29 protein-coding genes are annotated in these 24,654 nt (G+C 63.8%); 1 reads left to right on the forward strand and 28 read right to left on the reverse strand.

From position 1 onward, the window contains the following. Window positions 1-40: 40 nt before the first annotated feature. A complete protein-coding gene (locus KAR29_RS07935; protein WP_274372468.1) occupies window positions 41-1,144 on the reverse strand; it encodes a SurA N-terminal domain-containing protein in 1,104 nt (367 codons plus the stop codon). A gap of 113 nt (window positions 1,145-1,257) precedes the next feature. After that, window positions 1,258-3,768: a DNA polymerase gene (locus KAR29_RS07940; RefSeq protein WP_274372469.1), complete on the reverse strand. Its 2,511-nt coding sequence runs from the start codon at window positions 3,766-3,768 to the stop codon at window positions 1,258-1,260. A 142-nt stretch (window positions 3,769-3,910) separates the two neighbouring features. Here KAR29_RS07940 and gltX point away from each other — a divergent pair, with 142 nt between their 5' ends. Continuing rightward, window positions 3,911-5,230: a glutamate--tRNA ligase gene (gene gltX / locus KAR29_RS07945; RefSeq protein WP_274372470.1), complete on the forward strand. Its 1,320-nt coding sequence runs from the start codon at window positions 3,911-3,913 to the stop codon at window positions 5,228-5,230. A 154-nt stretch (window positions 5,231-5,384) separates the two neighbouring features. Here the strand turns inward: gltX and KAR29_RS07950 are convergent, their stop codons facing one another. The 26 genes from KAR29_RS07950 to rplT all read right to left on the reverse strand — a co-directional run bounded on the left by KAR29_RS07950 (window position 5,385) and on the right by rplT (window position 24,637). Then, window positions 5,385-6,407, reverse strand: coding sequence for an asparaginase domain-containing protein (locus KAR29_RS07950; RefSeq protein ID WP_274372471.1), 1,023 nt, complete (start codon window positions 6,405-6,407; stop codon window positions 5,385-5,387). Then, window positions 6,404-6,856, reverse strand: a complete 453-nt coding sequence (locus KAR29_RS07955) for a 4Fe-4S binding protein (RefSeq protein ID WP_274372472.1) — start codon at window positions 6,854-6,856, stop codon at window positions 6,404-6,406. Before KAR29_RS07955 ends, KAR29_RS07950 begins: the two co-directional genes overlap by 4 nt. Window positions 6,857-6,871: 15 nt before the next feature. Further along, window positions 6,872-7,537: an NADH-quinone oxidoreductase subunit H gene (locus KAR29_RS07960; RefSeq protein WP_311135631.1), complete on the reverse strand. Its 666-nt coding sequence runs from the start codon at window positions 7,535-7,537 to the stop codon at window positions 6,872-6,874. After that, entirely contained in the window at window positions 7,432-7,842 is a 411-nt protein-coding gene (locus KAR29_RS07965; RefSeq protein WP_274372473.1) for an NADH-quinone oxidoreductase subunit H, read from the reverse strand. Before KAR29_RS07965 ends, KAR29_RS07960 begins: the two co-directional genes overlap by 106 nt. Further along, window positions 7,842-9,038: a hydrogenase large subunit gene (locus KAR29_RS07970; RefSeq protein WP_274372474.1), complete on the reverse strand. Its 1,197-nt coding sequence runs from the start codon at window positions 9,036-9,038 to the stop codon at window positions 7,842-7,844. The genes KAR29_RS07965 and KAR29_RS07970 overlap by 1 nt, the downstream gene beginning before the upstream one ends. Before the next feature lie 23 nt (window positions 9,039-9,061). Then, complete coding sequence (locus tag KAR29_RS07975; RefSeq protein ID WP_274372475.1) at window positions 9,062-9,580, reverse strand: NADH-quinone oxidoreductase subunit C; 519 nt, start codon at window positions 9,578-9,580, stop codon at window positions 9,062-9,064. Further along, entirely contained in the window at window positions 9,577-10,029 is a 453-nt protein-coding gene (locus tag KAR29_RS07980) for an NADH-quinone oxidoreductase subunit B family protein (protein WP_274372476.1), read from the reverse strand. Before KAR29_RS07980 ends, KAR29_RS07975 begins: the two co-directional genes overlap by 4 nt. After that, complete coding sequence (locus KAR29_RS07985; protein ID WP_274372477.1) at window positions 10,030-10,365, reverse strand: hypothetical protein; 336 nt, start codon at window positions 10,363-10,365, stop codon at window positions 10,030-10,032. Continuing rightward, entirely contained in the window at window positions 10,366-11,925 is a 1,560-nt protein-coding gene (locus KAR29_RS07990; protein ID WP_274372478.1) for a proton-conducting transporter transmembrane domain-containing protein, read from the reverse strand. It abuts the gene before it with no gap. Next, window positions 11,925-12,266 carry an NADH-quinone oxidoreductase subunit K gene (locus KAR29_RS07995; RefSeq protein ID WP_274372479.1) on the reverse strand — a complete coding sequence of 114 codons (342 nt, stop codon included), beginning with the start codon at window positions 12,264-12,266 and terminating at the stop codon, window positions 11,925-11,927. Before KAR29_RS07995 ends, KAR29_RS07990 begins: the two co-directional genes overlap by 1 nt. Next, window positions 12,259-12,726, reverse strand: coding sequence for a sodium:proton antiporter (locus KAR29_RS08000; RefSeq protein ID WP_274372480.1), 468 nt, complete (start codon window positions 12,724-12,726; stop codon window positions 12,259-12,261). Before KAR29_RS08000 ends, KAR29_RS07995 begins: the two co-directional genes overlap by 8 nt. Next, window positions 12,726-13,019, reverse strand: a complete 294-nt coding sequence (locus tag KAR29_RS08005; protein ID WP_274372481.1) for a hypothetical protein — start codon at window positions 13,017-13,019, stop codon at window positions 12,726-12,728. Before KAR29_RS08005 ends, KAR29_RS08000 begins: the two co-directional genes overlap by 1 nt. After that, entirely contained in the window at window positions 13,004-13,264 is a 261-nt protein-coding gene (locus tag KAR29_RS08010) for a Na(+)/H(+) antiporter subunit B (RefSeq protein ID WP_274372482.1), read from the reverse strand. Before KAR29_RS08010 ends, KAR29_RS08005 begins: the two co-directional genes overlap by 16 nt. Continuing rightward, window positions 13,261-13,602 carry a hypothetical protein gene (locus KAR29_RS08015; protein ID WP_274372483.1) on the reverse strand — a complete coding sequence of 114 codons (342 nt, stop codon included), beginning with the start codon at window positions 13,600-13,602 and terminating at the stop codon, window positions 13,261-13,263. The genes KAR29_RS08010 and KAR29_RS08015 overlap by 4 nt, the downstream gene beginning before the upstream one ends. A gap of 2 nt (window positions 13,603-13,604) precedes the next feature. Continuing rightward, on the reverse strand, window positions 13,605-13,862 hold the full coding sequence (locus KAR29_RS08020) for a hypothetical protein (RefSeq protein WP_274372484.1): 258 nt from the start codon (window positions 13,860-13,862) through the stop codon (window positions 13,605-13,607). Window positions 13,863-13,938: 76 nt separating this feature from the next. After that, entirely contained in the window at window positions 13,939-14,370 is a 432-nt protein-coding gene (locus KAR29_RS08025) for an MOSC domain-containing protein (RefSeq protein WP_274372485.1), read from the reverse strand. A 350-nt stretch (window positions 14,371-14,720) separates the two neighbouring features. Next, on the reverse strand, window positions 14,721-15,245 hold the full coding sequence (locus KAR29_RS08030; RefSeq protein ID WP_274372486.1) for a hypothetical protein: 525 nt from the start codon (window positions 15,243-15,245) through the stop codon (window positions 14,721-14,723). 54 nt (window positions 15,246-15,299) lie between these two features. Further along, complete coding sequence (locus tag KAR29_RS08035) at window positions 15,300-17,654, reverse strand: endonuclease MutS2 (protein WP_274372487.1); 2,355 nt, start codon at window positions 17,652-17,654, stop codon at window positions 15,300-15,302. After that, window positions 17,641-18,183 carry a CvpA family protein gene (locus KAR29_RS08040; RefSeq protein WP_274372488.1) on the reverse strand — a complete coding sequence of 181 codons (543 nt, stop codon included), beginning with the start codon at window positions 18,181-18,183 and terminating at the stop codon, window positions 17,641-17,643. The genes KAR29_RS08035 and KAR29_RS08040 overlap by 14 nt, the downstream gene beginning before the upstream one ends. After that, window positions 18,180-18,434, reverse strand: coding sequence for a hypothetical protein (locus KAR29_RS08045; RefSeq protein ID WP_274372489.1), 255 nt, complete (start codon window positions 18,432-18,434; stop codon window positions 18,180-18,182). Before KAR29_RS08045 ends, KAR29_RS08040 begins: the two co-directional genes overlap by 4 nt. After that, the gene (locus KAR29_RS08050; protein ID WP_274372490.1) at window positions 18,431-18,751 is read right to left on the reverse strand and encodes a hypothetical protein; all 321 of its coding nucleotides are present in this window, start codon (window positions 18,749-18,751) and stop codon (window positions 18,431-18,433) included. The genes KAR29_RS08045 and KAR29_RS08050 overlap by 4 nt, the downstream gene beginning before the upstream one ends. Window positions 18,752-18,775: 24 nt before the next feature. Then, the gene (gene pheT / locus KAR29_RS08055) at window positions 18,776-21,172 is read right to left on the reverse strand and encodes a phenylalanine--tRNA ligase subunit beta (protein ID WP_274372491.1); all 2,397 of its coding nucleotides are present in this window, start codon (window positions 21,170-21,172) and stop codon (window positions 18,776-18,778) included. After that, window positions 21,172-22,215 carry a phenylalanine--tRNA ligase subunit alpha gene (gene pheS / locus KAR29_RS08060; RefSeq protein ID WP_274372492.1) on the reverse strand — a complete coding sequence of 348 codons (1,044 nt, stop codon included), beginning with the start codon at window positions 22,213-22,215 and terminating at the stop codon, window positions 21,172-21,174. The genes pheT and pheS overlap by 1 nt, the downstream gene beginning before the upstream one ends. Continuing rightward, entirely contained in the window at window positions 22,212-22,895 is a 684-nt protein-coding gene (locus tag KAR29_RS08065) for a potassium channel family protein (RefSeq protein WP_274372493.1), read from the reverse strand. The genes pheS and KAR29_RS08065 overlap by 4 nt, the downstream gene beginning before the upstream one ends. A gap of 60 nt (window positions 22,896-22,955) precedes the next feature. Continuing rightward, window positions 22,956-24,281, reverse strand: a complete 1,326-nt coding sequence (locus KAR29_RS08070) for a TrkH family potassium uptake protein (protein ID WP_274374947.1) — start codon at window positions 24,279-24,281, stop codon at window positions 22,956-22,958. Beyond that, a complete protein-coding gene (rplT, locus tag KAR29_RS08075; protein ID WP_274372494.1) occupies window positions 24,278-24,637 on the reverse strand; it encodes a 50S ribosomal protein L20 in 360 nt (119 codons plus the stop codon). The genes KAR29_RS08070 and rplT overlap by 4 nt, the downstream gene beginning before the upstream one ends. Window positions 24,638-24,654 lie beyond the last annotated feature (17 nt).

A 24,654-nucleotide genomic window follows, 5' to 3' on the forward strand; every position in this document is an offset into this window, starting at 1 on the left:
TCGATAATGTCAATAGCGAAGAGGGCCGCCGTTGATCTTGCTATTCCGTCTTGTCCGACTCGCCCTCAGAGGGGATATCCTCCGACACGGAGACCTCCGATGCGGGCTCGTCGACGGAAGACACTCCCGCCGCCTCTTCGGCCTCAGGCTCCCGGGGTTTTTCGGGAACGGCGAAGAGGGCCTCGTCGTGAATGGTGAGTCGAGCCCTCTCCAAAAGCCCCTTGAAGAAGGTCTGCTGGGCCTCGCTGCGGCGTTGTGAGAGGAGAAGGCTGGAAATGTCGCCGCTGACCTCTTCCAGGGGAAGGATCCGACCGGCAAGGGCCTCCCGCTTGAGGACGAGGACGAAATCGTCGCTGGCGACGGCGATGGGACCGACCAGGCTGTCCACTCCGGCCGCCCTGATCTCGGCAAAGGGGCCCTGTAGAGCCTCGGCGGCGACGAAGAAGGGCTCCTCGTAGGGGGTATGATCGGCCACATCGGCCGAGAGGAGGGCCAGACCGGCATCCCAGCCGCCGTCATCGCGAATCCGGCTGGCAATCTCAGCGGCGCTCTCAGCCTTTCTCACGTGGGCGATGTTGAGGTTGAAGCCCTCGGGGCGACGGAAGAAGACCTCCTTCGTCTTGTCGTAGAATTCCTGAACCTCTCCTTCGCCGACCAGGACCGACGCAAGTTCCCCCTCGAGCACCTTCTGCTGGGCCAGCTGAAGGGCGATATTCTCGCGGAGGGCCTTCATCTCGATGCCCATACGCGTCAGGTACTGATTGAAGGCCTCGATCGTGGGAAACTGCTCCTTGATGTCGTCCAGGACCTTGTCGATCTCGCCCTCGTCGATTTTGACGCCCCTGGCCTTGGCCTCTTTCTCGAGCTCCATGGTCAAGACGATGTTCTCCAGGACGGACTTGCGGAGCAGAGGAAGGTCGGCAGAGGTTACCTCCCTATTCTCCGAGCGCTCGACGGCCTCCTGGAGCCCCTCTTCGAGAGTGGAGCGCATGATCTTCTTCCCGTCAGCGGTGGCGACGGCATAATCCCGGGAGGCTCCCTCGTCTCGGCCCCCCATGGGACCGTACATGAAAAGAAGGGACAGGACGAAAACGACGGCGACACTCAACATGATCCACTTGATCTGTGTTCTCAACATACGCATGACCAAAGCTCTTCTTCCCCCTTTTAAGGCTCCCTGAGGAGCTCTTTCGCTACGCCTGCAGCGGGTCTAATCATACGTGCCTCCCCAAAACCTGTAAAGAGAAAGGGCTGCCTTTAGATCTCAGCCAGAGAGCATCCTCGCTTTGGAGTCGCCACCAGGGGGACAGAGAGCGGGAACGCCCTCTCCATGACCTGGACGAGGGTCCGCTCCGCCTCATCGGCCTCCGACCGGGGACACTGACAGACGAGGGAGTCGTGGACCTGAAGGACGAGAGGCCACTCCCTCCCTTTTTCGGCGACGGCCTCGCTGAAACGGATCATGGCCACCTTGGCGATATCGGCCGCCGTCCCCTGGATGGGCGTGTTGACGGCGACGCGTTGGAGGGCGCCGCCCCCCCTCCCCTCGACGGTGGAGACTTCGTCGAGGGGACGCCTCCTGCCGAAGAGGGTCTCCGTGTACCCTCTTTTTCTGGCCTCTTCGACGCTGGACCGGAGATAGTCGGCCACGAGGGGAAAGGCGGCGAAGTAGCGGTCGACGATCTCCTGGGCCTCGGCGCGACCGATGGCAAGGCGCCGTCCCAGGCCGAAGGCGCTCATCCCGTAGAGGAGGCCGAAGTTGATCACCTTGGCCCGGCGCCGATCCTCGGCCGAGATTTCCCCGGAGGAGGAGAAGGAAAAAAGAGAGCGGGCCGTCTCGCCGTGAATGTCCCGTCCCTCGGCGAAGGCCTCCCTGAGACGGCGATCTCCGCAGTAATGGGCCAGGACGCGCAGTTCGATCTGGGAGTAGTCGGCGGCCACGAAAAGATGTCCCTCTTCGCCCGGGACGAGGCAGCGACGGAGCTTCGCCGCCCAGTGGCCGAAGACGGGGAGATTCTGCAGGTTGGGATCGCGGCTCGAGAGGCGACCGGTGGCCGTCGTCGTCTGTTCGAAGGTGGAGTGAACGACGGCCCTTGGCCCCTCGCCGATGGACAAAAGAGGGGTGACGAAAGCCGAGAGCATTTTCGCCCCCTCCCTGTGTTCGACGATGAGGGCCGGGATCTCTCCCCTTCCGTCGGGAAGGGAGGCCAGCTCTTCAAGGACGGAGACATCCGTCGAGTAGCCCGTCTTCGTTTTTTTAAGGGGAGGCAGGCCGAGGACGTCGAAAAGGAGTTCGCCGACCTGTTTGGGCGAGTTGATGTTGACTTTCCTGCCGGTCTTGGCGGCGATCTCCTCCTCGATGAGGGCGATCCTCTCCTCCAGCTGGCGGGAGAGCTCGACCAGGCCCGATCGGTCGAGACCGATGCCCCGCTCCTCCATCCGGGCAAGGACAGGAGAAAGGGGAAGATCGATGCCCTCCATGAGGGTCCTCAGCCCTCCGTCGAGAAGGGGATCGAGCACCTCCCGCCTCTCTCTCAGAGCCGAGGGAAGGGAGATCTCGTCGTCGATCTCCCCTCCCAGAACGGAAGCGAGGGAGCGCCCTCCTCCATCGGGATGGAGGAGATAGTCGACGATCCTCAGGTCCCAGACCTTGCGGGGACGGAGCTCTTCGGGGAGGAGACGGCAGAGCTCCTTGTAATCCCACGTCAGGATCTCCCCCCCTTCTAGCCAGTCGAGAAGGGCCCTGGAGGGTCGGACGAAGCGGCAGTAACGTCCCCTGCCGTCGCCGAGGAGGAGCGTCTCTTTTCCCCTGAGAAGGATCAGAGAGGCCTCGCCGAAGAGCTCTTCTTCGGCCACCTCCCTCCTCTTTCCCTCCTGAGGGGAGGAGGGGGTCGGCAAAGGATTTTCCGGAGGGAGGCCGAAGCGATCGAGAAGTTTCTGGAGGCCCAGCTCGCCGCAGCGGAGGGCGAGTTTCGCGCCGTCGCCCCTGTTGCGGCAGAGGCGCTCCGGGCTCAGGGCCCCCTCGAAGCGCAGGCGCGTCAGCGCCAGACTCGCGCGAGCCGCCTCGGAGCCCTCCCGCAGCTTTTTCGCCTGGCCCGAGGGCAATTCGTCAAGATGGGCCAGGATCTCCTCGACGCCCCCATAGCGGGTCAGAAGCTGACGGGCCGACTTGTCGCCGATGCCGGCCACTCCGGGAATATTGTCGGCACTGTCTCCGACGAGGGCCAGATAATCGGCCATGAGAGGGGGCTCGAAGCCGTACTCCAGGCGGAAGAGGTCGGCATCGTAGAGCGTGAAGGAGCTGACCCCCTTGTGAGGGCGGAAAATGGAAATGGAAGGGGCGAGAATCTGAAGCAGGTCCTTGTCGGCCGTCAGGACCAGGACCTCCATCCCCGAACGGGCGGCTTCTCGGGCCGTGGCGGCGAGGATGTCGTCGGCCTCGAGTCCGGCCTCTTCGTGGACGCAGAAACCGGCCAGATCGAGCAGCTCTCTGATGAGAGGGATCTGAACTTTCAGCGCCTCCGGCGTCGGCTTCCTCGTCCCCTTGTAGTCCTCGTAGGCGTCATGGCGGAAAGTCGGCGAGGGGGCATCGAAGATGACGACGACGTCATCGGGCCGCCTCTGTTCGACGATCTTGAAAAACATGTTGAAGAATCCGACGATGGCGCTCGTGGGACGGCCGTCAGGGGCCGTCAGTTCCGGAAGGGCGTAGTGTCCCCGGTAGGCGAGGCCATGGCCGTCGACGAGAAGCAGCGTTTTCTTTTCCAAACCGGTGGCTCCTTTCTCGATGGGCCCTCCCCGGACGGGAGGAGAAGGGACGGGCCTTGGGGTATAATTGCCAGGTCCAGTATAAGACCAGAGAACCCGGGAGAGCTTTCCCTTCACGGGTCTGGGAGGAGGAAACGTTTAGATGATGGAGAAGGTTCGCGTTCGCTTCGCCCCGAGCCCGACGGGGGCCCTTCACATCGGAGGGGCTCACACTGCCCTTTTCAACTGGCTCTGGGCCAGGCGGATGGGGGGCCGGTTCGTGCTCCGCATCGAAGATACGGACCGTCAGCGTTCCACGAAGGAGTTCGAGAGGACCATCCTGGCCGGAATGAACTGGCTCGGCCTCGACTGGGACGAGGGCCCCGACTGCGGCGGCGATTACGGCCCCTACCGCCAGTCGGAGCGGCTCGAGATCTACCGGCGCCACGCCGAAGCCCTGGTGGAAAAGGGGCTGGCCTATCGGGAGGGAGAGGCCATCGTTCACCATGTGCCCCAGGACCAGACGGTCCGCTTCGACGACATGGTCTACGGCCCCATCGAGATCAAAAGCGAGACGATCAAGGATACGGTCCTGATCAAAAGCGACGGGATGCCGACGTATAACTTCGCCGTCGTCGTCGACGACTACACCATGGACATCAACTACGTCATCCGCGGCGAGGACCACATCATCAACACGCCCAAGCAGATCCTTCTCTACGAGGCCCTGGGCTGGAAACTCCCCCGCTTCGCTCACCTGCCCATGATCCTCGGCGAGGACAAGAAAAAGCTCTCCAAGCGACAGGGGGCGACGAGCGTCTACGACTACCGGGATCTGGGCTACATCCCCGAGGGCATTTTCAACTTCCTGGCCCTTCTGGGCTGGTCGGCAGGGGAAAACAGGGAGATTTTCGACAGGGAAGAGGCCACCTCCCTCTTCGACCTCCGCCAGGTCGCGAAGCGGAAGGCCGTCTTCGACATGAAGAAGCTGGGCTTCGTCAACCAGGAGCACCTCAAAAGACTCGCCCCCTCCCGGAAACTGGCCCTCGTCGAGCCCTTCTGGAAGGCCCTTTCCGTCGACGCCTCCCCCTTCGACGAGACCTATCTCCTCCGTTCCCTCGACCTCCTCGAGGGACGGGGACAGACCCTGGAGGAGATGGCCCGGTACAGCGACTTTTTCCTCTCCTTCGAGCCCGTCAAGGCCCGCTACGACGGGGGAGATCTCGACGAGACCCTCAAGGTCCGCCTCCGCCCCTTTTTCGAGGCTCTGACGACGACGGAGCGCTGGGATCACGACTCCATGGCCGAACGGGCCCGCCTGTGGGCCGCCGAGGAGGGGCTGAAGCTCAAGGACCTGGCCATGCCTCTCCGGTGGGCCCTGACGGGACGGAAGGTCAGCCCCGGCATTTTCGAGGTGGCCGTCCACCTCGGTCGAGAGGAAGTCCGCCGTCGGCTTCGCCACTACGGACTCCTTTCCCTGTAGATCCGGAGAGAATCCCGCAGAAGGCCCGGGAAAAAGGTCTTATGCGAGATCGGAGCGCCTCTGCCGCGGACCCGAAGAGACAGGAAGGGCTTCGCCCTTCCTGTCGGAGAGACGGCGGAGCGCCACATCGCGGACGAAGCGGGAAAGGCGCCCCTCAGAGGCGTCGCAGGTAGCGGGAGAAAACCGACGCCCGATCTTCCGGAGCCCCCATGAGGGAGAACCAGGCAAGGGCGTGGATCATCTCGAGGGGATAGTCGCCCTGAGACCAGAGGGGGAATCCCCTTCGAGCCAGGGAGGCAAGCCCGACGTCATCGTAGACGTCGGGCTTTTTTTCGTCGCCCTCGGCGAGGCTGCACGCCAGGACGAAGGGTTTCTCCCTCCCCTGCCAGAAGGAATCGATTTCCTCGATGAGGAGCGTCGAGGCGTTGCCGGCGCCGAGGCCCAAAACGAGGAGGACCTTCTCCCTTCCCGAGAAATGAGGCCTCAGGCCGGGAGCGGCGGAAATCCAGGCGAGAGAGCCGCGAAGGGCCCTCACCTCCTCCTCACGGAGGAGAAGACCGTCCAGCTCGCGAGGCCTGCGCCAGGGAGATGGGGCCGTCACAGGGGCGAAGCTTCCGATCCGATCGGGGGTGAAATAAAGGGGGCTTCCTCCGGAGGCGACGAAGGCATCGGGGTGAAGGGCCCGGGCCTTGTGGGCCCTGTCGCCCCGAAAAAGCTTCCAGTTGAAGTAGACCCAGACGCCGGGGAGAGACGAGGCGGCCACGAGAGCCGCGCCTCTGAGGTTGACGGTCACGTCGTCGGGGACGCTGTCGAGGGTGAGCTGGCTGCCGGTGAGGATGACGGGGCGATCGACGTCGCCCAGGGCCAGGCTGAGCCACGCCGACGTGTAGGCCATGGTATCCGTCCCGTGCAGGAGGAGGATGCCCTGCGCTCCCCCTTCGAGTTCGGCGACGACGAGGCGGGTCAGATCGATCCAGTGCCAGGGTTGAAGGTTCGAGCTGTCCAGCCCCTTCTCCCCCCAGGGATAGCGGAAAGAGACGGAAATATCCCCGTCGGAGAAGAAGCGCTCCAGCTGGGATCGGAGTTCCGAAGAGCGCCCTCCGTCGGGAAAAGCGCCGCCCGCACCGACGGCACTGCCGATCGTTCCCCCCGTGAGAACGGCCGTGACGGATTTCACGGCCGCTCCTCTCCGAGAGCCCAGAGGTCCCTTTCGTCGCGGGGCTGTCGGGGCTCCTCGTCAGAAGGACGAAGGCCTTCCCGGTCCGTCGTCGAAAAGAGAAATTCGTCGGTGACGGAAAGGGCCGAAAGGGGACAGGCCTCGACACACTGAAGGCAGAGGCAGCAGCGGGCCAAATCGACGTCGATCTTTCCCGTCTCGTCGGAAAGGGTCACAGCGCCGCAGGGGCAGACGGAGATGCAGGTGCCGCACCCCTTGCAGCGCGAACGGCTGTGGGCAAGACGCCCCACGAGGCGCTCCGGCGTCTCCGAAGGGGCGTGAATATCCATCGTCCCACCCTGGACGGCCATCAGGGCCTCCGTCAGGCTGTCGGGCATGTGCGGAAAGGGAAAGGGATGCGTTTCCATCTTCGCCAGAGCCCGTCGGAGCAGGAAAAAAAAGGTCGACATCGCGATAGCCCCTCTCTAGAGACGCACATCGAAAAACAGCAGGATCAGGCCGGCCAGGGCGAGCCCCGACGCGGCCAAGGAATAGAAGGAGGCCGCCTGGTCGCCCCGGAAACGCCCGACGAAGGCGTCTTCCAGGGAAAGGGCCGTCATCTGGACGAGAAAGACTTTGGCCCAGAAAAAGAGAAAATCGACGACAAAGAGCGTCAGGGCCTGCAGCTCGAGAATGAGGCCCAGAGAACCGGGCAGGAAAAGGCAGACGCAGACGGAGCAGGCCGCCAACGTCCTGTACTGACGGGCCACTTCAAAGAGGAGCAGAGCCCGGCCGGAGAAATCGTCACCCTGTCCCCCCTCTATCGGACGGACCGTCGTCCCGGCCAGGACGGGCAGGAGAGAGAGAAAGACGAGGCCGAGAGCGGCCAGACCGATCCGACCGGGCCAAGAGGCGACGGACCATACCGACTTGGCGGCGAAGGTCTCAAGGGAAAAGGGGGCACCGGGCAGTCCCTGACGGTAGGCGAACCAGACGAGGGAGGCGACGACCAGAGCCAGGGGCAGGGCACAGGCGACGAGAAGGGTCAGCTCCCTGCCGACCTCGACCCCTCTTCGAGGAGACGCTCCGCCCGAGAGGGCGAGGACCGTCGCCAGAGAGGCCAGGAGAAGCAGGAAGACGACGAGGAGCAGGTCCCCCCCCCGGAGAGCAGCGGGGGCAGGGAACCGATGGGCAGGTAGAGGAAGATCGTCAGCGCCGACGCCGCGCCGACGGCGGGAGCGCCCAGGAAAAGCCAGGGCAGCCCCTCTCGCGGCAGAACCGCCTTCTTGCCGAAAAGCTTGACGAGGTCGTAGAAAGGCTGCGAGGGAGGAGGCCCCAGACGTCGCTCAAGGCGAGCGGTGAAGGTGCGGCCGAGCCCCTCGAAGATCAGGCTCACGAGCGAGGCCAGAAGCATCAGAGCCGCGGCGGCAAGGATCTTCGTTCCCCAGGTAAGCATCAGCGGCTCTCCCCTGCGGCTTCCGGCACCTCGGGGCGGCCCAGAGCCTTTGTCTCGGCAGAGAAAGGCGTCTCGATAAGCCTCTCCGTACAGGCCATGCAGGGATCGGTGCTGCTCAGGATGAGAAGGGCATCGTCCAGCAATGCCCCTTTCAGAAGAAGGGGCCACAACGAGGCATTGGCGTAAGTGGCCGAGCGGATCCGCCACGAGGAAAGGCCCCCCTCTCCTCGCCGCAGGACGAGACGGTGGAGCGTTTCCCCCCTCGGTCCTTCAACCAGGGAGAGCGCCGCGCCCTCGGCCTGCTTCAGGAGGGTATGGAGACGGCCGCGCTTCCTGTTGGTCCTGATCGCCCCCTCGGGAAGCCCCTCGAGAAGGGCCTGAACGAGATCCAGCGATTGACCGATCTCGCCGACCCGGACGAGGAGACGGTCGAAGACATCGCCACGAGGGGGACGGCCGTCGATCCCCCCCAGGACGGCCTGCCCCTCGAGCTCTCCGTAGGCCTCGTAGGGAGAGGACCAACGAAGATCGACGGCAAGACCGCTGCCCCGGGCCACGGGGCCCACGGAACCGTAAAGGAGGGCCGTCTCCTTCGGAAGCAGGCCGATCCCCTCCATACGGGCACGCAGGAGAGTCCCGTTACGGAAAGCCTCCTGGAAGGGGGGCAGTTCCCTGCGGTAGAAGGAGATCATGGCCCCGATCGCCGCCGCCCCTTGGGCATCGATGTCGCAGCGGACACCGCCGAAGGTCACGACGCCCCAGTTGGACCGCCGTCCCGAAAGCCTTTCGAGGAGATTGAGGACCTCCTCCCTCAGGGAAAGGGCCGACATCGCCAGCGAGGATTGGCCGGCGACGCGGCAGGTCGACGCCAGCCAGAGGAAATGAGAGGCCATCCTCTCCAGCTCCAGAAAAAGGGTCCGCAGATAACTCGCCCGCCGGGGAACGACGATGGAGGACAGCGTCTCCATGGCTCTCACGAAAGCCACGGCGTTGGAGAGGGAGCAGGAGCCGCAGACCCGTTCGGCGAGGGCGAGGACCTGGAAGGGGTCGCGGCCGCGAGCCATCGCCTCGATGCCTCGATGGACCGCTCCGTGACGGATTTCGGCGCCTTTGATCCTCTGTCCGTCGAGTTCCAGGGAAATGTCGAGGGGTTCCGTGAACCCTCTCTGTCGGCAGGATAGATTGAAGGGAGTCATGACGGCCTCCTGAAGCGGATCGCTCATTGTCTCGATCGGGGCGGTTCGAACTCGTGGCGCCAGGGTTTGACCGCCTCCCATCCCTCGGGCAGGAAAAGGCGTCCCCTTTTGGACTGGCCGGTGAAATCGGGGCCGAGCATTTCGAGGACCTCCCGCTCATCGTACTCGGCGGAAGGGAAACGGCCCTGAAGAGAGGGCATCAGGAGATCCCCTTTGGGGAGAGACACCTCGAGGGTGACGTGAAAGCGCTTTCCCCTTTCGGCGCAGCGGAAAAGGGCGAAATCGTAGCGGAGCAACACCGACATCCCCCTATCCTCCCCGGAAAGGCACATGAAGTGAGGGCGATCGAATTCGCCCAGGCAATCGACACCTTCGAGAAAGCGCCGGCGGGGAAGAGCCACGGTCAGAAGTCGGGGACGTCCCTCCCCTCCCCCGAGGGAAGAACCCTCGATATCGTCGCCGAGGAGATCCTCCAGACGGGACAGGACGTCTTGGGGAGCACTCGCCGTCGCGGCATATCCGGAAAGATCGGGATCGGTCACAGCGAACGCCTCCTCTCGGAAAGGGCACAGCGTCTCTCCACTTCCAGGACGACTCGAGTAAGGCCTTCGACGAGCGCCTCCGGCCTTGGAGGACAGCCCAGGACGTAGACGTCGACGGGCAGAATCGCGTCGAGAGGCCCACAGCCGACGGGAGAATCGCGGAAGATGCCTCCCGAGACGGCACAGACGCCGAAAGCCATGACCAGCCTCGGTTCGGCCATCATGGCATAGGTCCGGCGCAACAGGTCGACCTGACAGGAACAGACCGCCCCCGTCACGAGGAGCAGATCGGCCTGTCTGGGACTCTCGACGCAACGGACCCCCAGACGCTCCAGGTCATAGCGGGGCCCGAAAGAGGAAAGCCACTCGCCGTCACAGCCGTTACAGGAACCGCTGTTCCAATGATAGATCCAAAGAGATTTGGACAAAGCCTCCCATGAACGTTCCATTCAGCGTAATCCTCCTCCGAGGAGAACGGCGATCAGCAGAAGAGCCATAAAAAGGACGAGGACCCCTGTCTGATCGGGGACAAGGTCCGTACATCGTCTCTCCTCGAGGCCGCCGGGAAAATCGATCCTCTCCGTGAACGACCGGGGAAGGGAGAGGGGGGGGAACATCGTACTCTGGGAGAACGCCTTTTCCGAACCTCCGGACGAGGCGGAAGAGCGGAAATCCCGACGGCCCAGGCCGGTTACGGCAAGGACGATCAAAAGGGCCAGCAGAAAGGAGAGAGACCAGCTGAGCCCGTTCCAGTAACCGAAGCCGCTGTAGACCTGAACGGCCATTTAGAGTCCCCCTCCCAGCACGGCCTCGATGTAGCCGCGCTGATTGAGAAGGGCGGCCGCCGCCGGGTCGACCCAACGTCCCAGGGACCAGGAGGGAAGGGCGGAGAGAAAACCGATCAGGACAAGGAGTCCTCCGACGACGAGCAGGGTGGGCAGAGGCGTCTCTCGGCGGGGAAGGACCTCCCCGGTCCCCAGAAAGGCGGCGTGAAAAGCGCGGATCAGGGCGGCGGCGACGGCGACGGAAGCTCCTATCGAAAGAGCTCCCAGAAGGGGCTGAAAGACGACGAGAGATTGGCTGAGCAGGAGTTTCGGCACATAGCCGACAAAGGGAGGAAAGCCGGAGAGGGTCCAGGCGGCGACGAAAAAAGAACCTGCCGCCAGGGCCCCGGCTCCGCCGCGGAGGTGGAGCCGGTCGAGGCGGGTCGTTCCCTCCTGACGTCGAAGAACTCCGACGCAAAGAAGCAGCAGCGAAGAGGCAATGAGCAAAACCGACCACTGGGCCAGGGCACCGCGAAGAGCCGTCAGACCGTAGTCGGCCATGGCACGGGCATCGCCGAGGCAGGAAAGGGCGACGCCGAGGCCGAGGAGGATATAGCCGATTTGGGAAAGGACGATCCAGGCCGTCAGAGAGCTCAGGTCATCGGCCTTCAGGGCGAAAAGCACGCCGATGAGGAGAGAGAGCGCGCCGGAAAGCAGAAAGGTGCCTCCGAGGACCTCGCCGCCGAGAACCGTGCCGTAAAGAGAGAAGACGACGCGCATCAGGCCGTAAAGACCGACATGGACTCCGGCAAGGAGGAGACAGGCCGTGCCGGTCGACGTCACGGAGAAGGGGCCGACGAGAGAAAAGTGAAAGGGAACGCTGCCGCAGCGGCTTAGCAGAGCGGCGACGAAAAAGACGAGAGCCGCCTTTTCGGCGAGGCCGAAGGGCATGGAGCGGGCCAGGGCTGCAAGGGCCGCCGTGTCGTAGCGCCCGTAGAGAAGGGCCACGGCCGCCAGGATCAGGGAAAGGGTCAGGGACGAGAAGGCGAGTCCGTTGAAAGCCACGGTGAGCGCCGAGCGATGGTCCCTGTCCAAGGCGACCAGAGCCCAGGACGCCAGGGAGAAGAGACCGAGGAAAAGGGCGAAGTTGAAAAGGTCTCCCGTGACGATCAGGGCCAGGCCGGAAGCCAGGACCAGGAAATGAAGAAGCGTCGGCGTCGCGTCGTTACGGCGCCCGCCGTCGTCGGAGAGGAAGGCAAGAGCGCCGACAAGGCAGGCTACGGCCAAAAGCAGCGAAGAGAAAGAGGCGAAGCCGTCGACGGCGAGGACAATGCGGAGAGGAGCGAAGACGCCCTGGGACAGGACCAGGTTCCAGGCCTCGGCACCGATGACATACAGGGCCACTCCCGAATGGGCCACCCTGCTCCAGAGGAGAGCGACCAGCACGGCGGTCGCCATCGACAGAAGGACGAGCCAGAGACGTCGCGCCACCCCGCCGAAGAAGGCGACGGCCGGAGTCCCGAAGGCTCCCAGCAGCGGAAGCAGAACGATGAGAACGGGAAGGTGAATCTGCCAATCCATCAGAGAGACCTCCGGATTTCGTCGATGTCAAAGGTGCCGTAACGGCGATGGAGAAGCAGACCGAAGGCCAAGAGGAGGGCCGTAAAAAGCGACGAGACGACGAGGATGGCCATGGCCATGGCCTGAAAAGAGGGGAGGGACATCCGCCCGCCCTCGGAAGCGAGGGAGAAGAGGGGCACTCCACCGGCATTGCGGTAGCCGAGGGCCACGAAAAGAAGGGCCGTCGACGACTGGAGGAGGGAAAGAGCCATGACGATCTTGACGACATGCCTCGCCAGAAGCGCCCCTCCCAGCCCGAGACAGAGGAGGGCGGCCACTCCGGGAAAAATCAAGTCAGACATGGAAGGAGTCCTCCCCGCAGGATCGTCCTCTTTCGCCGAAAGCCGCGAGAATGGCGCCGAGGGCACCGGCAGCGAGCAGGAGGAGAACGACATTTGTCAGGGCGATCGTCCCCGACGCGTTCAGAAGGCCGTCGTTGGCTCCTTCCGGCAGGCTTCCGCCGAAGAGACCGCCCTGGCCGACCAGCACGTTGCGGAAAAAGGTGAAGTGAAAGCCGAGGGAAGCCACGGCCAAGAGGGCAAGGGAACCGGCTCCGCGGGCCAGGGCCAAGCCGGATTGAAGAGCGCTTCCAGGCCGTGAGAGCTTCCCGGAAGAGACCGCGAAAAGGGCCAGAGCCACGGCCACGGAAAGACCTCCCGTCAGGCCGTCGCCGATGCGGAGGTGACCGAAAAGGGCCTGGCGAAGACCGAAAAGGCCGCAGGCCAGAGCGAAGAGAGACGGGATTCGGGGAGGACGAAACATCATCGGCCCTCCTCCGCCTCTTCACGCAGGAGGGAGACGACGGAGACGGAGACGGCGACGAGGCAGCCGGCCAGGGCGATGATATCGAAACTCCGGTAATCGAAGCCGACGGCCGTGACGAGGTCATTGGCTCCGGTCTCCGTCTGGGCCCTCGCGAGATAGCGACCGTCGACGACGGGACTCTGGGGCTCGCCGAAAGGCTGAACGCTACGGAGAGCCCCGCTGAAAAGCCCGGCGAGAAGGACAAAAGAGACGAGACTCACAAACCGCATCGAGATCATCGTCTTCGACATCTCAAATCGCGCCCCTTTCTGCAGGCTCGGAAAACGAAAAGGTAGAGAAGGGCAGGAAAGGTCACTCCGAACAGGAGCTGCCCCAGGGCCACGGCAGGGGCCCGGAGGACCGCGAAGACGAGAGCCAGACAGAGCCCCGAGGCGGCCAGGGCCTGGACGGACCGGAGCGGACGAGACGAGAGAAGGGCGAAAAGGCCACAGACGAGAACGAGAAAGAGCAGAAAACCTGCCGGGAAAACGTTCATCGCAGAGGGCCCTCTGTCATCCCTGAAGGTTCTCCGTCGGAGGCGTTTTCCCGTCTCTTCTCCGCCAGGGCCCCTTCGACCAGCTCCCTCTGAGAGCGTGCGAGAAGGAGGAAGCCGACGGCGACAACGGCGGCGTTCAGGGCGAAATTCGGCCCCTGACCTCTCTCTTTGGCCAGGCCGAACTGGCCGTAAAGTCCGACGGCAAGAGAGACCAGAAGGGCACCGGAAAGGAAGGAAACCCGACGCACCGGGGAAAAGGGGCACCGCCAAAGGGCGACGGCGCCGACCATGGACAGAAGAAGCCCGAAGACGAGGGCGATCAGGAAAAAAACGGACATCGCTACAGGTCTCCTTCCTGGAATAGGCGGAAAGAAAGATTCAGGACGTAGGAAGAGACGAGAAGGACGATGGCCACATCGAAAAGGGGGAAGGCGTCTCCCGAGGGAATGAGGAGAAGCGCCAGAAGAGGCGTCGCCGTTCCCAAGACGCCGAAAGCGGCTGAGGCCTCTTCATCGCCTACCGCCGACAGGAGCCTGGCCACGACGGCACACAGCATCAGAAGGGCGGCAAAAAGCGATAGGGAGAGGAAAACCGTCATCGTCCCCCTCCTTTTCGCGTCTTTGACCGACAGGCCGACTCCGCCATCCGCTGCGGACGCATCAGCACGACGAACGTCATGGCTCGACTTCGACGGGGTCCTGAGGTCGGACAACGCCTCCCCGCAGGGGCCGAAGGAAAAAGCCCGCCGTAGGGAGGAGGCAGATCCCCCGATAGTCATAGCTGTGAGGCTCGTCAACCCTTTTGCCCTTTTCGATGACTTCGAGAAGCGCTTCGGAACCGACGGCCAGCCTCGCCCCCGGGGCCAGATCATCGGGCAACCCGCCGACGACCAGATTCTCGGCCAGGGCGCCCGGGGGAATCTCGAAACCGACCCTCTCCTGAACCTCGAGAATGTCTTCCAGACGCAAAAGGCTGATCGGCCTCGTTTCGTGGTCGCCGTGGGAATCTCCCTCGACGCCCCCGTCGGCCAAGATGCGAGCCTGAGGGAGAGCCTTTTTAGGCTCCTGACGTTTCTCGCTGACGCAGACCGCGACGAGATGTGCCATGACAAAACCTCCTTGCTGAAATCCCTCGATTTTCGAGCTTCGGACAGGCGATCCCGTCACGTAGCCCTGTCATGATAGCAGCAAACGGCAGGAGAGACACGGAGTCCCCTCAACCCGGCTCCCACAAGGGCCGACAGGGCGAACTCCGTCGGATCCGCTGATTCGGAAACCGCTCCAATCGCCTCGCCGGCGCGGCAAACGCCCTTACTCGACAGCCGCCTCGCGGCCGGGCGACGGCGTTACCGTCCTTCCTTCGTCTGCGAATGGGGCCCGACAGCCCCCCTTTCCCCCGTCGGGGAAGGAAATTTCCACGACGGAGAGAGGAAACCCGTCGGCCTTTCCGACAAAGGTCACGGGATCAGCTGGTCCAGATCGATTCGAATATCTTCGGCGGGGATGGAAACCTCGAGTTTGACATCCTCGCCTCGCAGCGTCCAACGCGCCCGATCGGGAGAGGCCGTTATCCCGGGAAGGGCGTTGAGCCCCCTCGCGACGACCTCCAAGGTCTGCCCCTCCAGCCCCTTCCTGAGATCGTCGAGCTGGGAGGCCAACTCGACGAGAAGGGGCGGAATGTCGAGGGAGACCGAATTTCCCCTCTCGGTGCCGAGAGGATCGCCGCGGCGGGGGAGAGGCAGAAGAGGGTCAGCGCGGCCCGATCCCCGGGCCATCCCGGAGAGGGCGACAGACGACGACCCCTCTTCGGCGGTTTTCTCCTTCGGGAAAGGCCCTTCCTCGGACAGAGGGGGATAGCCGGGCAAAGGGCGATCGGGAAGGGCAAGACCGGGCTCTTCCCGATCGCCGCGAAGGGCCCAGAGAACGCCCGCCAGGAGGGACAGGGCAAGGCAGAGGGCAAAAAGGAGGATTTTGAACTTCACGGCTCACCTCCCTGGGGAAACCAAGGGACAACGAGGAGAGGACCTGACGGCCATCTATTTCCGGCGGAAGCGGACGACGGTGACGCCGTACCCCCCTTCGCCGGGACCGCCGAGGCGATACTCCTCCACATAGGGCGTCTCCTTGCAGAGATCCTGAACGACCTGCCGCAGCACGCCCGTCCCTCGGCCGTGGATGAGGGTCACTTCGGAATAACCGGCCCGGTAGGCCTGATCGAGATAGCGCTCCAGGATAGGAAGAGCCTCGTCGACGGTCATTCCCCGGACCATGACGGAAGAGGGAACCCCCTGAGGACGGGAGACGTTGATCTTCACCGTCTCGACGGGAGCCGCCTCCTTTCGGGCGGTCAGGCGAAGCTGCTCGAGGGGAACATCGACACGAAGGGAACCGGCCTGGACGACGGCCTTTTTCCCCCTGATTTCCGCCACGGCCCCCTTGATGGCCGATCCGGCGACGGCGACTTCGTCGCCCACGGCCAAGGGCCGTTCCCCAGGCGGTCCGGCAAGCCGTTTCTTGCGGAGCAGACTCCGCCTTTCGGCCTCGTCGCGCAGACCGTCGACGCCGCGTTTGTGCGAGGTCATCTGGCGATGAGCGGCGGAAGCGGCCGCTCCCTGAAGCTCCTTGAGCAGGGAACGGGCCGTCCTTTCGGCGTCGTCGAGGATGGAAGCGGCCTTCCGGTCCGCCTCCTCGATGAGCCCCTCCCGCCTCTGTTCCAGACAGGCCAACTCCTCCTCGAGCGTCTTCCCGAGGCGATCCGTCGCCTCTTTCTCTCGGGTCATTTCAGCCTCCAGGCGATCGAGATAGCTCTGTTTGGCCTGAAGGCGGCCGATAAGCTCGTCCATGGCGCTCCCCTCTTCGCTCAGGGCCGCCTTGGCCCTTTCGACGACGCCGGGGGGAAGTCCCAGGCGGGAGGCGATGAGGAGGGCGTTGCTGCGGCCCGGAATGCCCATGAGAAGGCGATAGGTGGGAGAGAGGGTGAAGGGATCGAACTCGACGCTGGCCGTCTCCACCCCTCCCGCCGTGAGAGCGAAACGCTTGATGGGATTGTGATGGGTCGTGGCCAGGACGAGGCTCCTTCTCTCCAGCAGCTCCTCGAGAATGGAGATGCCCAGGGCGGCCCCCTCCTGGGGATCCGTCCCTGCCCCGAGCTCGTCGAGGAGGACGAGGGAGGTCTCCTCGGCCTCTCCGAGGATGGAGATGATATTGCGCATGTGGGCGCTGAAAGTGGAAAGATTCTGCTCGATGCTCTGCTCGTCGCCGATGTCGATCAGGATCGCCCCGATCTCGCCGACGACGGTTCCTTCGGCCGCCGGAACGGGCAGGCCGTACCAGGCCAGGGAGAGCGCGACGCCGACGGTCTTGAGGGCCACCGTTTTGCCTCCCGTATTGGGGCCGGTGACGACGAGCTGACGGAATCGGCGGCCACACTGAATGTCGATGGCCACGGCTTTCTCCCCCAGAAGGGGATGGACGACCTTTCTGAGGTCGAAGAGGGCCTTGTCCGTCACTTCCGGCAAGGTCCATCTGCGACGATCCATCATCTCCCCCGCCCCATAGGCCAGATCACACCAGGCCAGAGCCGCCTCGGCATCGGCAAGAGCCCCTTCGCGACGAAGCATGGCCTCCGTGATCTCCCGGAAAAGGCGATGCTCCTCCTCCCGCTCCTCCTGCAGCAAAAGGGCGAGAGAGTTGTTGAGGGGGACAAGACCGTTGGGCTCCATGTAGAGCGTATTGCCCGAGACGGAACGGTCGACGACGATGCCGGGGAAGACGCCGACGTGTTCCTGCTTGACGAGAACGACAAAGCGACCGTTCCGCAAAGAGAGAAGACGGTCCTGAAGCATGGACTGTATCGAGGGGTCGTTCAGCAGTTTCTGCCCGTCCCGCCGGAGGCGATTGCGGACCTGCTCCAGCGATTTGCGGATTTTCGACAATTTGGGCGAGGCGCTGTCGTAGAGTTTCCCGTCGTCGGCTATGACGGAAAGGGCCTTCAGCTCCTCGTCGAACTCGCGGATTTTCCGGGAAAAACGCCAGAGAAAGGGGAAGTCCTCCTTCTCCTCGGAAAGGCGCAGGCGAATTCGCGAGGCCACGGAAAGAAGCGTCCGGATGCGAAGAAGCTCCTCGCCGGTGAGATGGGAGGAGGTCTTGGCCTCGACGAGGAGTTCCGTCACGGTGCGTAGATCGTCGGACCAGGGCAGTTCGCCGAAACGGTCGCGGAACCGCAGATAATCCCGAAAGAGCTCGTGGCGGGCCCGAAGGCGGCTTCCCTCGGAGGCGGGCTCCAGACGCAGAAGGGCGAGAAGGCCGAGATCGCTTCTACAGCGGGAGGCAAAGAGATCGAGGATTTTGTCCAGTTCCAGAAGGGAACGGGCCGAATCAGAAAGTCGCATCGGGCGAGGCGGGAGCGGCAGGCACCGGAATCGAATCGAAGGCGAGCCCGTTCTCGTGCAGATAGGGGATCAGCCGCGGCCAGATCTGGGCGGCAAAGGAGAGGGAACGGCTCCCCTCGCTCCACTGAGGGGGAACGAGAGGACCGGCCATCAGGAGTCCCCCGTAGACGACGAGCAGGATGGCGATCCCCTTCAGAGCGCCCGCACCGAGCCCGAGAAGGCGGTCGAGAAGAGAAAGGTGCGTCGCCTTCAAGAAGGCCCCCACGAGACGGCAGAGCAGGGCCGCCGCCAGATTGACGGCGACGAAGACGGCGACGAGCCCCACGCCGTAGGCGACGTTCTCCGTGATATCGAAATGACTGCGCACGAAGCCCGCCACGACGTCGGCGCGGGCAAAGGCCAGGTAGAGCCCCCCCAAGGTTCCGGCAAGGGAAAGGACCTCGCCGGAAAGACCTCGGAAAAGGCCGCGGAGAGCGAGAGAAACCGTTATGAAAAGAAAGGTCATATCGATGACGGCGCCGAAACTCAACGGGACTCCTCCTTGAGAAGCGCCTCCAGGCGATGGCGAATTCTCTCCAGCTGCCAACCGTAACGCAAAAGGGCCAGCAAAAGCCGCTCCTCCTGCCCGACGGAGGGACCGCCCGACTCCTCGATGACGACGTTCAGAGGGACGAGAAGGCGATCCAGCTCGTCATCGGTCAGAGGCGTTCGGATCGGGTAGGTCTTTTTGCCGACGCGCAGCCGGACTCGGCGCATTTCGGCGCCGGGCAATTCCGTCACCGCGAGGCGGCCGCCGCTCCGCCTGTGGCCAGGGGACGTTCCGCCCCATAGAGCTTGTCAAGCTTTTGCGCAAGGGAGCTGAGACGCTGCTCCATCTGGTCTTTCTCTTTCTGAAGGGACATGCGCTCGCGCTCGGCCTGCTCGATGAGGCGCTGATTTTCCTTGCGGACGCGGATCAGCTCAAGATCCTTTTCCTGGAGCGCGCGCCGGGCCTCCTGAAGCTGTTCCCCTATCTGGACCTTCTCGGCCTCGAGATTCTGGACCTTTTCCGTCACCTTATCAAGGATTTTCTCGAACTGTTCCAGACGCTCCAGCATGAAATGACCTCCTTTGTCGGAGAGCTAGCGGAGACGATAGCCGGCCGCTTCGAGGGACTCCCGAAGCGCTCGGTGGTCCCCCTCGATCTCGGAATCGACGAGAGTCCGCTCGGGGTGACGGTAGACCAGGCTGAAGGCCAGGCTCCGCATCCCCTCGGGCAGGGAAGGCCCCTCGTAGACATCGAAAAGCTCTACCCCTTCGAGCATAGCACCGCCGTGACTTCTGATGAAGTCCCCAAGGAAGGCGGCCGTCACCGATCGGGGAGCCAACAGGGAAATATCGCGCAAAAGAGCGGGGAAAGGGGTCTCGGAGGCGAAGCGGGGCCTCTTGTCGCCGACGAGGGATTGAAGGTCGAACTCGAAGGCGTAAAGGGGAGCGCCGAGGTCGAGTTCCTTTTCGAGCAGGGGCTTGAGTCGCGTCAGATAGCCCACGGGACGGCCATCGACGCGAAGCGTCGCCGTCTGTCCGGCGTGGCCGAAGGGAAGCCTATCGGGGCAAAAGGAGGGAACGACGCGGCAGGCCGCCAGAAGGGCCGTCACGTCGGCCTTGACGGAGAAGAAGTCCTCGGCTCCCCTCGCCCCGTAAAGGGCCTTGCCCTGCCGGCCTCCGTAGAGAACGGCGCCGAAACGCCGCCTCTCGTCACATCCCGTCCGGCCCTCCGCGGGAACAAAAATATCGCCGATTTCGAAAAGGCGCAACTCCCCGCGCCAGCCCTTGCGAAGATTCCCCGACAGAGCCTCGAGGAAGGAGGGCAGCAGCAGGGGACGCAGAACGGACTGTTCCCGGCTCAGGGGATTGGTCAGCTCCAGAAGCTCCTCGTGTCGCCCGAGTCCCAGCCTTCCGACGGACTCGGGCGACACGAAACTGTACTGGACGCTCTCCATGTAGCCCCGCGCCATGGCCGTCTCCCGCAGCTTTCGCCAGAGCAGAAAGGCCTCGCCGACAGTCCCCGTGTCCCGGGGCCGGCCGGGCAGCCTCGCCGGGATGACGGCGTCCGTATAGCCCCGAACGCGGGCCACCTCTTCGATGAGATCTTCCTCGATGTTGACGTCAGGCCTATAGCTGGGAACGTAAAAGGTCGTGCCCTTTTCCCCTCTCCGTTCGGCATCGAAACCCAGACGGGAAAGGATTCTCTCGGCCTCTTTCATGTCGTCCCAGAGGAGATAGCGCCTCATCTTGTCCCGGGTGAGCTCGACTTCTCCGATGGCTTCCGTCCGACGGCGCCGGAGGTGAATCGAGGGCTGAGGACGACCGGCGTTCCAGCGGGAGATCAGCGAGAGGGCATAGCCGAGAGCCACAAGACTCCTGGCGGGATCGACGACGCGGGCGAAGCGATAGGCCGCCTCCGAGTTCAGGCCGAGGCGCCGCGAAGTCCGGCTGACCCGGATGGGATCGAACCAGGCCGTCTCCATGAGGACCCGTCTCGTCCCCTCGAAAATCTCGCTGTTCTCCCCTCCCATGACGCCGGCCAGGGCGACGGGGCGACCTCCGCTGGTGATAAGAAGATCCTGGCCGTCGAGAGAGCGGTCCTTGCCATCGAGAGTTCTCATCGTCTCGCCGGGCCGGGCGGACCTGACGGTGATCTCCGGCGAAGGGAGCCTGTCGAAGTCGAAGGCGTGAAGAGGCTGCCCCAGGAAGAACATGGTCAGGTTCGTGGCGTCGACGACATTGCTGACGGGACGCTGGCCCAGAAGGGCCAGCCGGATCCGGGCGTCCAGGGGAGAGGGGGCGATCGCCACATCGTCGACGAAACCCAGACCGTAGAGCGTGCATCCCTCTCCCTCGAGGGTAATGCCGCCGAAATCGACGGGCCAGTGGGCGCCGTCCTGAGGCAGGTCGATTTCGAATTCCCTGAGCTGACTTCCCTCGACGAGGGCGTGAACCTCGCGGGCCACGCCCAGCAGCGAGAGGAGATCTCCCCTGTTGGGCGTGATCGACAATTCGAGGATCTCGTCGTCCAGCCCCAAAGAGGAGACCGCGTCGGCTCCGATGACGTATTCCCCGGGCAGACGCAGGATGCCCGGTTCCGTCTCGACGGCGGCGACTCCCAATTCGGAGGCCGACAGGGCCATCCCCTGGCTGAGAAGGCCGGAGAACTCGCGAGTCCCCATGACGGTCCCGTCGGCCAACGTGGCTCCTGGAGGGGCGTAACAGACGAGATCGCCGACGGAGAGATTGCGCGCCGCCGTGACGCAGAGGGCCTCTCCCGCACCCCTGTCGAGACGGGCCAGAAGGAGATTGGCCGACGAGGGATGGGGATCGAGAGCCACCACGCGGGCGATCACGACGCCCTTGAGTTTCCCGCAGGGACGGACAAGCGACTCCACTTCGGTTCCCGTGAAGGTGAGACGCTCGGAGAGAAGCTCGGCGTCGATGGGGATGTCGATCAATTCCCGAAGCCAACGAAGCGAAAGAAGCATCAGAGAACACCTCCAGAGGCGAGAAAGGCGGCGTCTCCCTGGAAGAGAACGCGCAGATCGTCGAGGCCGTACTTGAGCATGGCGATTCGATCGAGCCCCATCCCCCAGGCGAAGCCGTTGTACTTTTCCGGGTCGATGCGGCCGCTGCGAAGGACGTTGGGATGGACCATGCCCAGCCCCATCACTTCGAGCCAGCCCGTCCCCTTGCAGATGCGGCAGCGGGGGTTGGCGCCCGAACAGGCGACACACTCCACGTCCATCTCCATAGAGGGCTCGGTGAAAGGGAAGAAGCTGGAGCGGTAACGGGCCCTGAGGGGACGGCCGAAGACGCGGTTGATGAAGACCTCGAGACAGCCCTTGATGTCGGCCACGGAGACGTCTTCCTCGACGAGAAGTCCCTCCAGCTGATGGAACATGGGAGAGTGGGTGGGATCGCTGTCGCGGCGGTAGACCCGTCCGGGACAGACGACGCGGAGCGGCGCCCCCTGACTCAGCATGGAGCGAACCTGCACGGGCGACGTGTGGGTTCTCAGGAGAAGCCCCTCCTGCCGGAGATAGAAGGTATCCTGCATGTCCCGAGCCGGATGATGGGGCGGAATATTGAGGGCCTCGAAGTTGTGGAAATCGTCCTCCACCTCGGGCCCCGAGGCGACGGAAAAGCCCAGACCGACGAAAATGTCGACGACATCGTGGAGCACCTGGACGACGGGATGAAAGGCACCGTAGGGCCGTCCGCACCCCGGCTGGGTCACGTCGACGCCGTGCCGTCGCTCTTCGTCTTCTGCCTCGACTCCTCTGCGGGCCGCAAGGGCCTCGTCGAGAGCCGTCTCGATCTCGACGCGAAGGACGTTCCAGGCCGCTCCCGCCGAAGGGCGCTCCTCGGAAGGAAGGCGCCCCAGCGACTTGAGGGCCGCCGTAAGCTCCCCCTTCTTGCCGAGGAAACGGACGCGCAGCGCCTCGAGGCGCTCGCTTCCCTCCGCCTCCGCCAGGGCCCCCTGAAAGGCCATCCTCATTGCGTCCACCTGTCTGTGATGGTCACTCACCGCTTTGCCTCCTTGCTCTCCTTGGAGCCTTGGACCCACTGGTTGATTTCATCGCTTTTGCCCGATATGAAAAGCTGATCCGTCGCCTCGACGACCGTATCGGCCCGGGGGATGAACTGCTCTCCCTGCCGATCGACGAGAAGGACGACGGCATTGTACTCGTTGCGGAAGTTGAGCTTCGCCAGACTCTTTCCGATCATCTCCGGGCGGGGCGCCGTCTTGCCCACGAGGAGCTCGCTGCCCGGGACCTGCGAGAACTGAGAGAGCCAGGGAAAGACAAAGTGATCGGCGACGCGCATTCCCATATCGCGCTCGGGAAAGATGACGCGATGGGCCCCGACGCGGGCCAGGACCCGTGCGTGAAGGGCCGTCTGGGCACGGGCCATGACATAGGGAACGCCCAGCTCCCGGAGGATGGCCGTGGCCAGGATGGAAGCCTCCGTGTTCTCTCCGATGGCCACGACGGCCACATCGGCCTCGCGAACGCCGACCTTGACGAGGGCCTCCTCGTCCGTGGCGTCCAGTTGGGCCGTCAGATCGACGTCGTCGGCCAGAAGCTCGACGCGGGAACGAACCTTGTCGACGGCGACGACATACTGCCTCAGGGCGACCAGGCGCTCGCAGAGGGCGGCCCCGAACCGTCCCAGGCCGACGACGAGAACCATCTTCTTTTCGGTCATCCGATTTCTCTCCCTCTTTTCTTCGCGACGGCCGTTTTTCCGTCGCCGGGCCTCGATGACCTAGCCGACGGGAACATCCGTGTCCGCATAGGATACCTTACCTCCCCCATGCCCTTCCAGCAGAAGTCCGTAAAGAAAGGTCATCAGCCCCACACGCCCCCAGAACATGAGGAGGACGAGAACCAGCTTCGCTCCCGGTCCGAGGTCCGCCGTCACTCCCAGAGAGAGACCGACCGTCCCCAGGGCCGAAACGGCCTCGAAGAAAAGAGTCAGAAAGGAGTGGGGCTCCATCAGGGCCAGAAGAAAGGAGCTGAGAAAGAGCGTCCCCAGGTAGAGAAAGAAGAGAGATGTCGCCCGCGTCAGCGTCCAGTGGGGAATGCGTCGCCCCCAGAGGACGACCTCGCCTTTGCCCCGAAGGTCCGTCCAGGTCGATGCGAGGAGCAGCCCTACCGTCGTCGTCTTCATCCCCCCGCCCGTCGAAGCCGGAGAGGCCCCGATGAGCATGAGCAGGACCGTCAGGGCCACGCCGGGATCTGAAAAACGGGAGAGGCTGACCGTATCGAAACCGGCCGTCCGCGGCGTCACGCTGTGAAAAAGGGCGTTCCACAACTTCAGCGGCCAGGAGAGAGCCCTGAAGGCCTCCTGCCCCTCCGTAAGGGAAAAAAGGAAGGTGCCCAGGCCGATAAGGACCGTCGTCATGAGCAGGACGAGCCGGCAGTAGGGGGAGAGGCGCCCTCCCCGGCGCAGGCGATGGACCAGCTCGATCAGGACGGGCGACCCCAGGCCGCCGACGACGACGAGAATCATGACGGCCGAGGGGACGGCGAAAGTCGTCGCATAGCCCTCGAGATTGGAGGAAAAAAGAGAAAAGCCGGCGTTGCAGAAGGCCGAGACGCTGTGAAAAAGGGCCAGGTAGAAGGCCCTCATCGGCGTCTCATCGCTCAAGAAACCGATGAAAAGCCAGAGAGTCCCCAAGCCTTCGAACAGGAAGGTCAGCTTCAGAATCTGAAAGAGAAGCCGCACCGCTCCCGCCGGCGTGTCCAGGCCCAGCCCGCCGACGAAAAGAAGGCGTCGGCGAAGATCGATCTTCTGTCCCATGAGAAGGGGAAGGGCCGTCGTCGCCGTCATCACGCCCAGGCCGCCGAGCTGAATCAGGAGAAGGACGACGAGCTGGGAGGGAAGCGTCAGGAAGGTGCCCGTGTCGACGACGGACAATCCCGTGACGCAGACGGCCGACGTGGCCGTGAAAAGGGCATCGATGAAGCCGATGGGACGGACAGGGACATTAAAAAGCCATATAAGGAAGGTTCCTGCGCCGATAAGCGACAGGAACCCCCCCGCGACGGTTCGTTCTATGGGAACGGAACTGTAGGTTCTGGGCTTTATCGTCCCAGCGCCTCCCGCGCCCTCTCGGCGATGTCGGCGAAGACGGTGGCGTCGTTGACGGCCAGGTCGGCCAACATCTTCCTGTTGATGACGATGCCGGCCTTCTTCAGGCCGCTGACGAGCGTGCTGTAGGTCATGCCGTTGAGGCGGGCGGCGGCGTTGATGCGCATGATCCAGAGCTGGCGGAACTGGCGCTTCTTGGCCCGGCGATCGCGAAAGGCGTTGGAAAGGGACTTGAGAAAGGCCTCGCGGGCCCGGCGGTAGACGTTCTTCTTCCTGCCCCAGTAGCCCTTGGTGATGGAAAAAAGCTTCTTACGCTTGGCGTTGCTCTGTGAACCGTTCTTTACTCTCGGCATCGAGGGTCACCTCTTTC

This window comes from Aminithiophilus ramosus, from assembly GCF_018069705.1.
GTDB lineage: Bacteria > Synergistota > Synergistia > Synergistales > Aminithiophilaceae > Aminithiophilus > Aminithiophilus ramosus.

Coding starts and splice junctions, on each gene's coding strand:
- KAR29_RS07935 (WP_274372468.1), bottom strand. CDS start 1,144: ATGCGTATGTTGAGAACACAGATCAAGTGGATCATGTTGAGTGTCGCC.
- KAR29_RS07965 (WP_274372473.1), bottom strand. CDS start 7,842: ATGCTTACCTGGGGAACGAAGATCCTTGCCGCCGCGGCTCTGATGCTT.
- KAR29_RS07985 (WP_274372477.1), bottom strand. CDS start 10,365: ATGGCCGTTCAGGTCTACAGCGGCTTCGGTTACTGGAACGGGCTCAGC.
- pheT (WP_274372491.1), bottom strand. CDS start 21,172: ATGCTTCTTTCGCTTCGTTGGCTTCGGGAATTGATCGACATCCCCATC.
- rplT (WP_274372494.1), bottom strand. CDS start 24,637: ATGCCGAGAGTAAAGAACGGTTCACAGAGCAACGCCAAGCGTAAGAAG.
- gltX (WP_274372470.1), top strand. CDS start 3,911: ATGATGGAGAAGGTTCGCGTTCGCTTCGCCCCGAGCCCGACGGGGGCC.
- KAR29_RS08065 (WP_274372493.1), bottom strand. CDS start 22,895: ATGACCGAAAAGAAGATGGTTCTCGTCGTCGGCCTGGGACGGTTCGGG.
- KAR29_RS07970 (WP_274372474.1), bottom strand. CDS start 9,038: ATGACTCCCTTCAATCTATCCTGCCGACAGAGAGGGTTCACGGAACCC.
- KAR29_RS07955 (WP_274372472.1), bottom strand. CDS start 6,856: ATGTCGACCTTTTTTTTCCTGCTCCGACGGGCTCTGGCGAAGATGGAA.
- KAR29_RS08035 (WP_274372487.1), bottom strand. CDS start 17,654: ATGCGACTTTCTGATTCGGCCCGTTCCCTTCTGGAACTGGACAAAATC.
- KAR29_RS08015 (WP_274372483.1), bottom strand. CDS start 13,602: ATGTCCGTTTTTTTCCTGATCGCCCTCGTCTTCGGGCTTCTTCTGTCC.
- KAR29_RS07980 (WP_274372476.1), bottom strand. CDS start 10,029: ATGGAACGTTCATGGGAGGCTTTGTCCAAATCTCTTTGGATCTATCAT.
- KAR29_RS08020 (WP_274372484.1), bottom strand. CDS start 13,862: ATGACGGTTTTCCTCTCCCTATCGCTTTTTGCCGCCCTTCTGATGCTG.
- KAR29_RS07995 (WP_274372479.1), bottom strand. CDS start 12,266: ATGTCTGACTTGATTTTTCCCGGAGTGGCCGCCCTCCTCTGTCTCGGG.
- KAR29_RS08000 (WP_274372480.1), bottom strand. CDS start 12,726: ATGTTTCGTCCTCCCCGAATCCCGTCTCTCTTCGCTCTGGCCTGCGGC.
- KAR29_RS07990 (WP_274372478.1), bottom strand. CDS start 11,925: ATGGATTGGCAGATTCACCTTCCCGTTCTCATCGTTCTGCTTCCGCTG.
- KAR29_RS08050 (WP_274372490.1), bottom strand. CDS start 18,751: ATGCTGGAGCGTCTGGAACAGTTCGAGAAAATCCTTGATAAGGTGACG.
- KAR29_RS08010 (WP_274372482.1), bottom strand. CDS start 13,264: ATGAACGTTTTCCCGGCAGGTTTTCTGCTCTTTCTCGTTCTCGTCTGT.
- KAR29_RS08005 (WP_274372481.1), bottom strand. CDS start 13,019: ATGTCGAAGACGATGATCTCGATGCGGTTTGTGAGTCTCGTCTCTTTT.
- KAR29_RS08025 (WP_274372485.1), bottom strand. CDS start 14,370: ATGGCACATCTCGTCGCGGTCTGCGTCAGCGAGAAACGTCAGGAGCCT.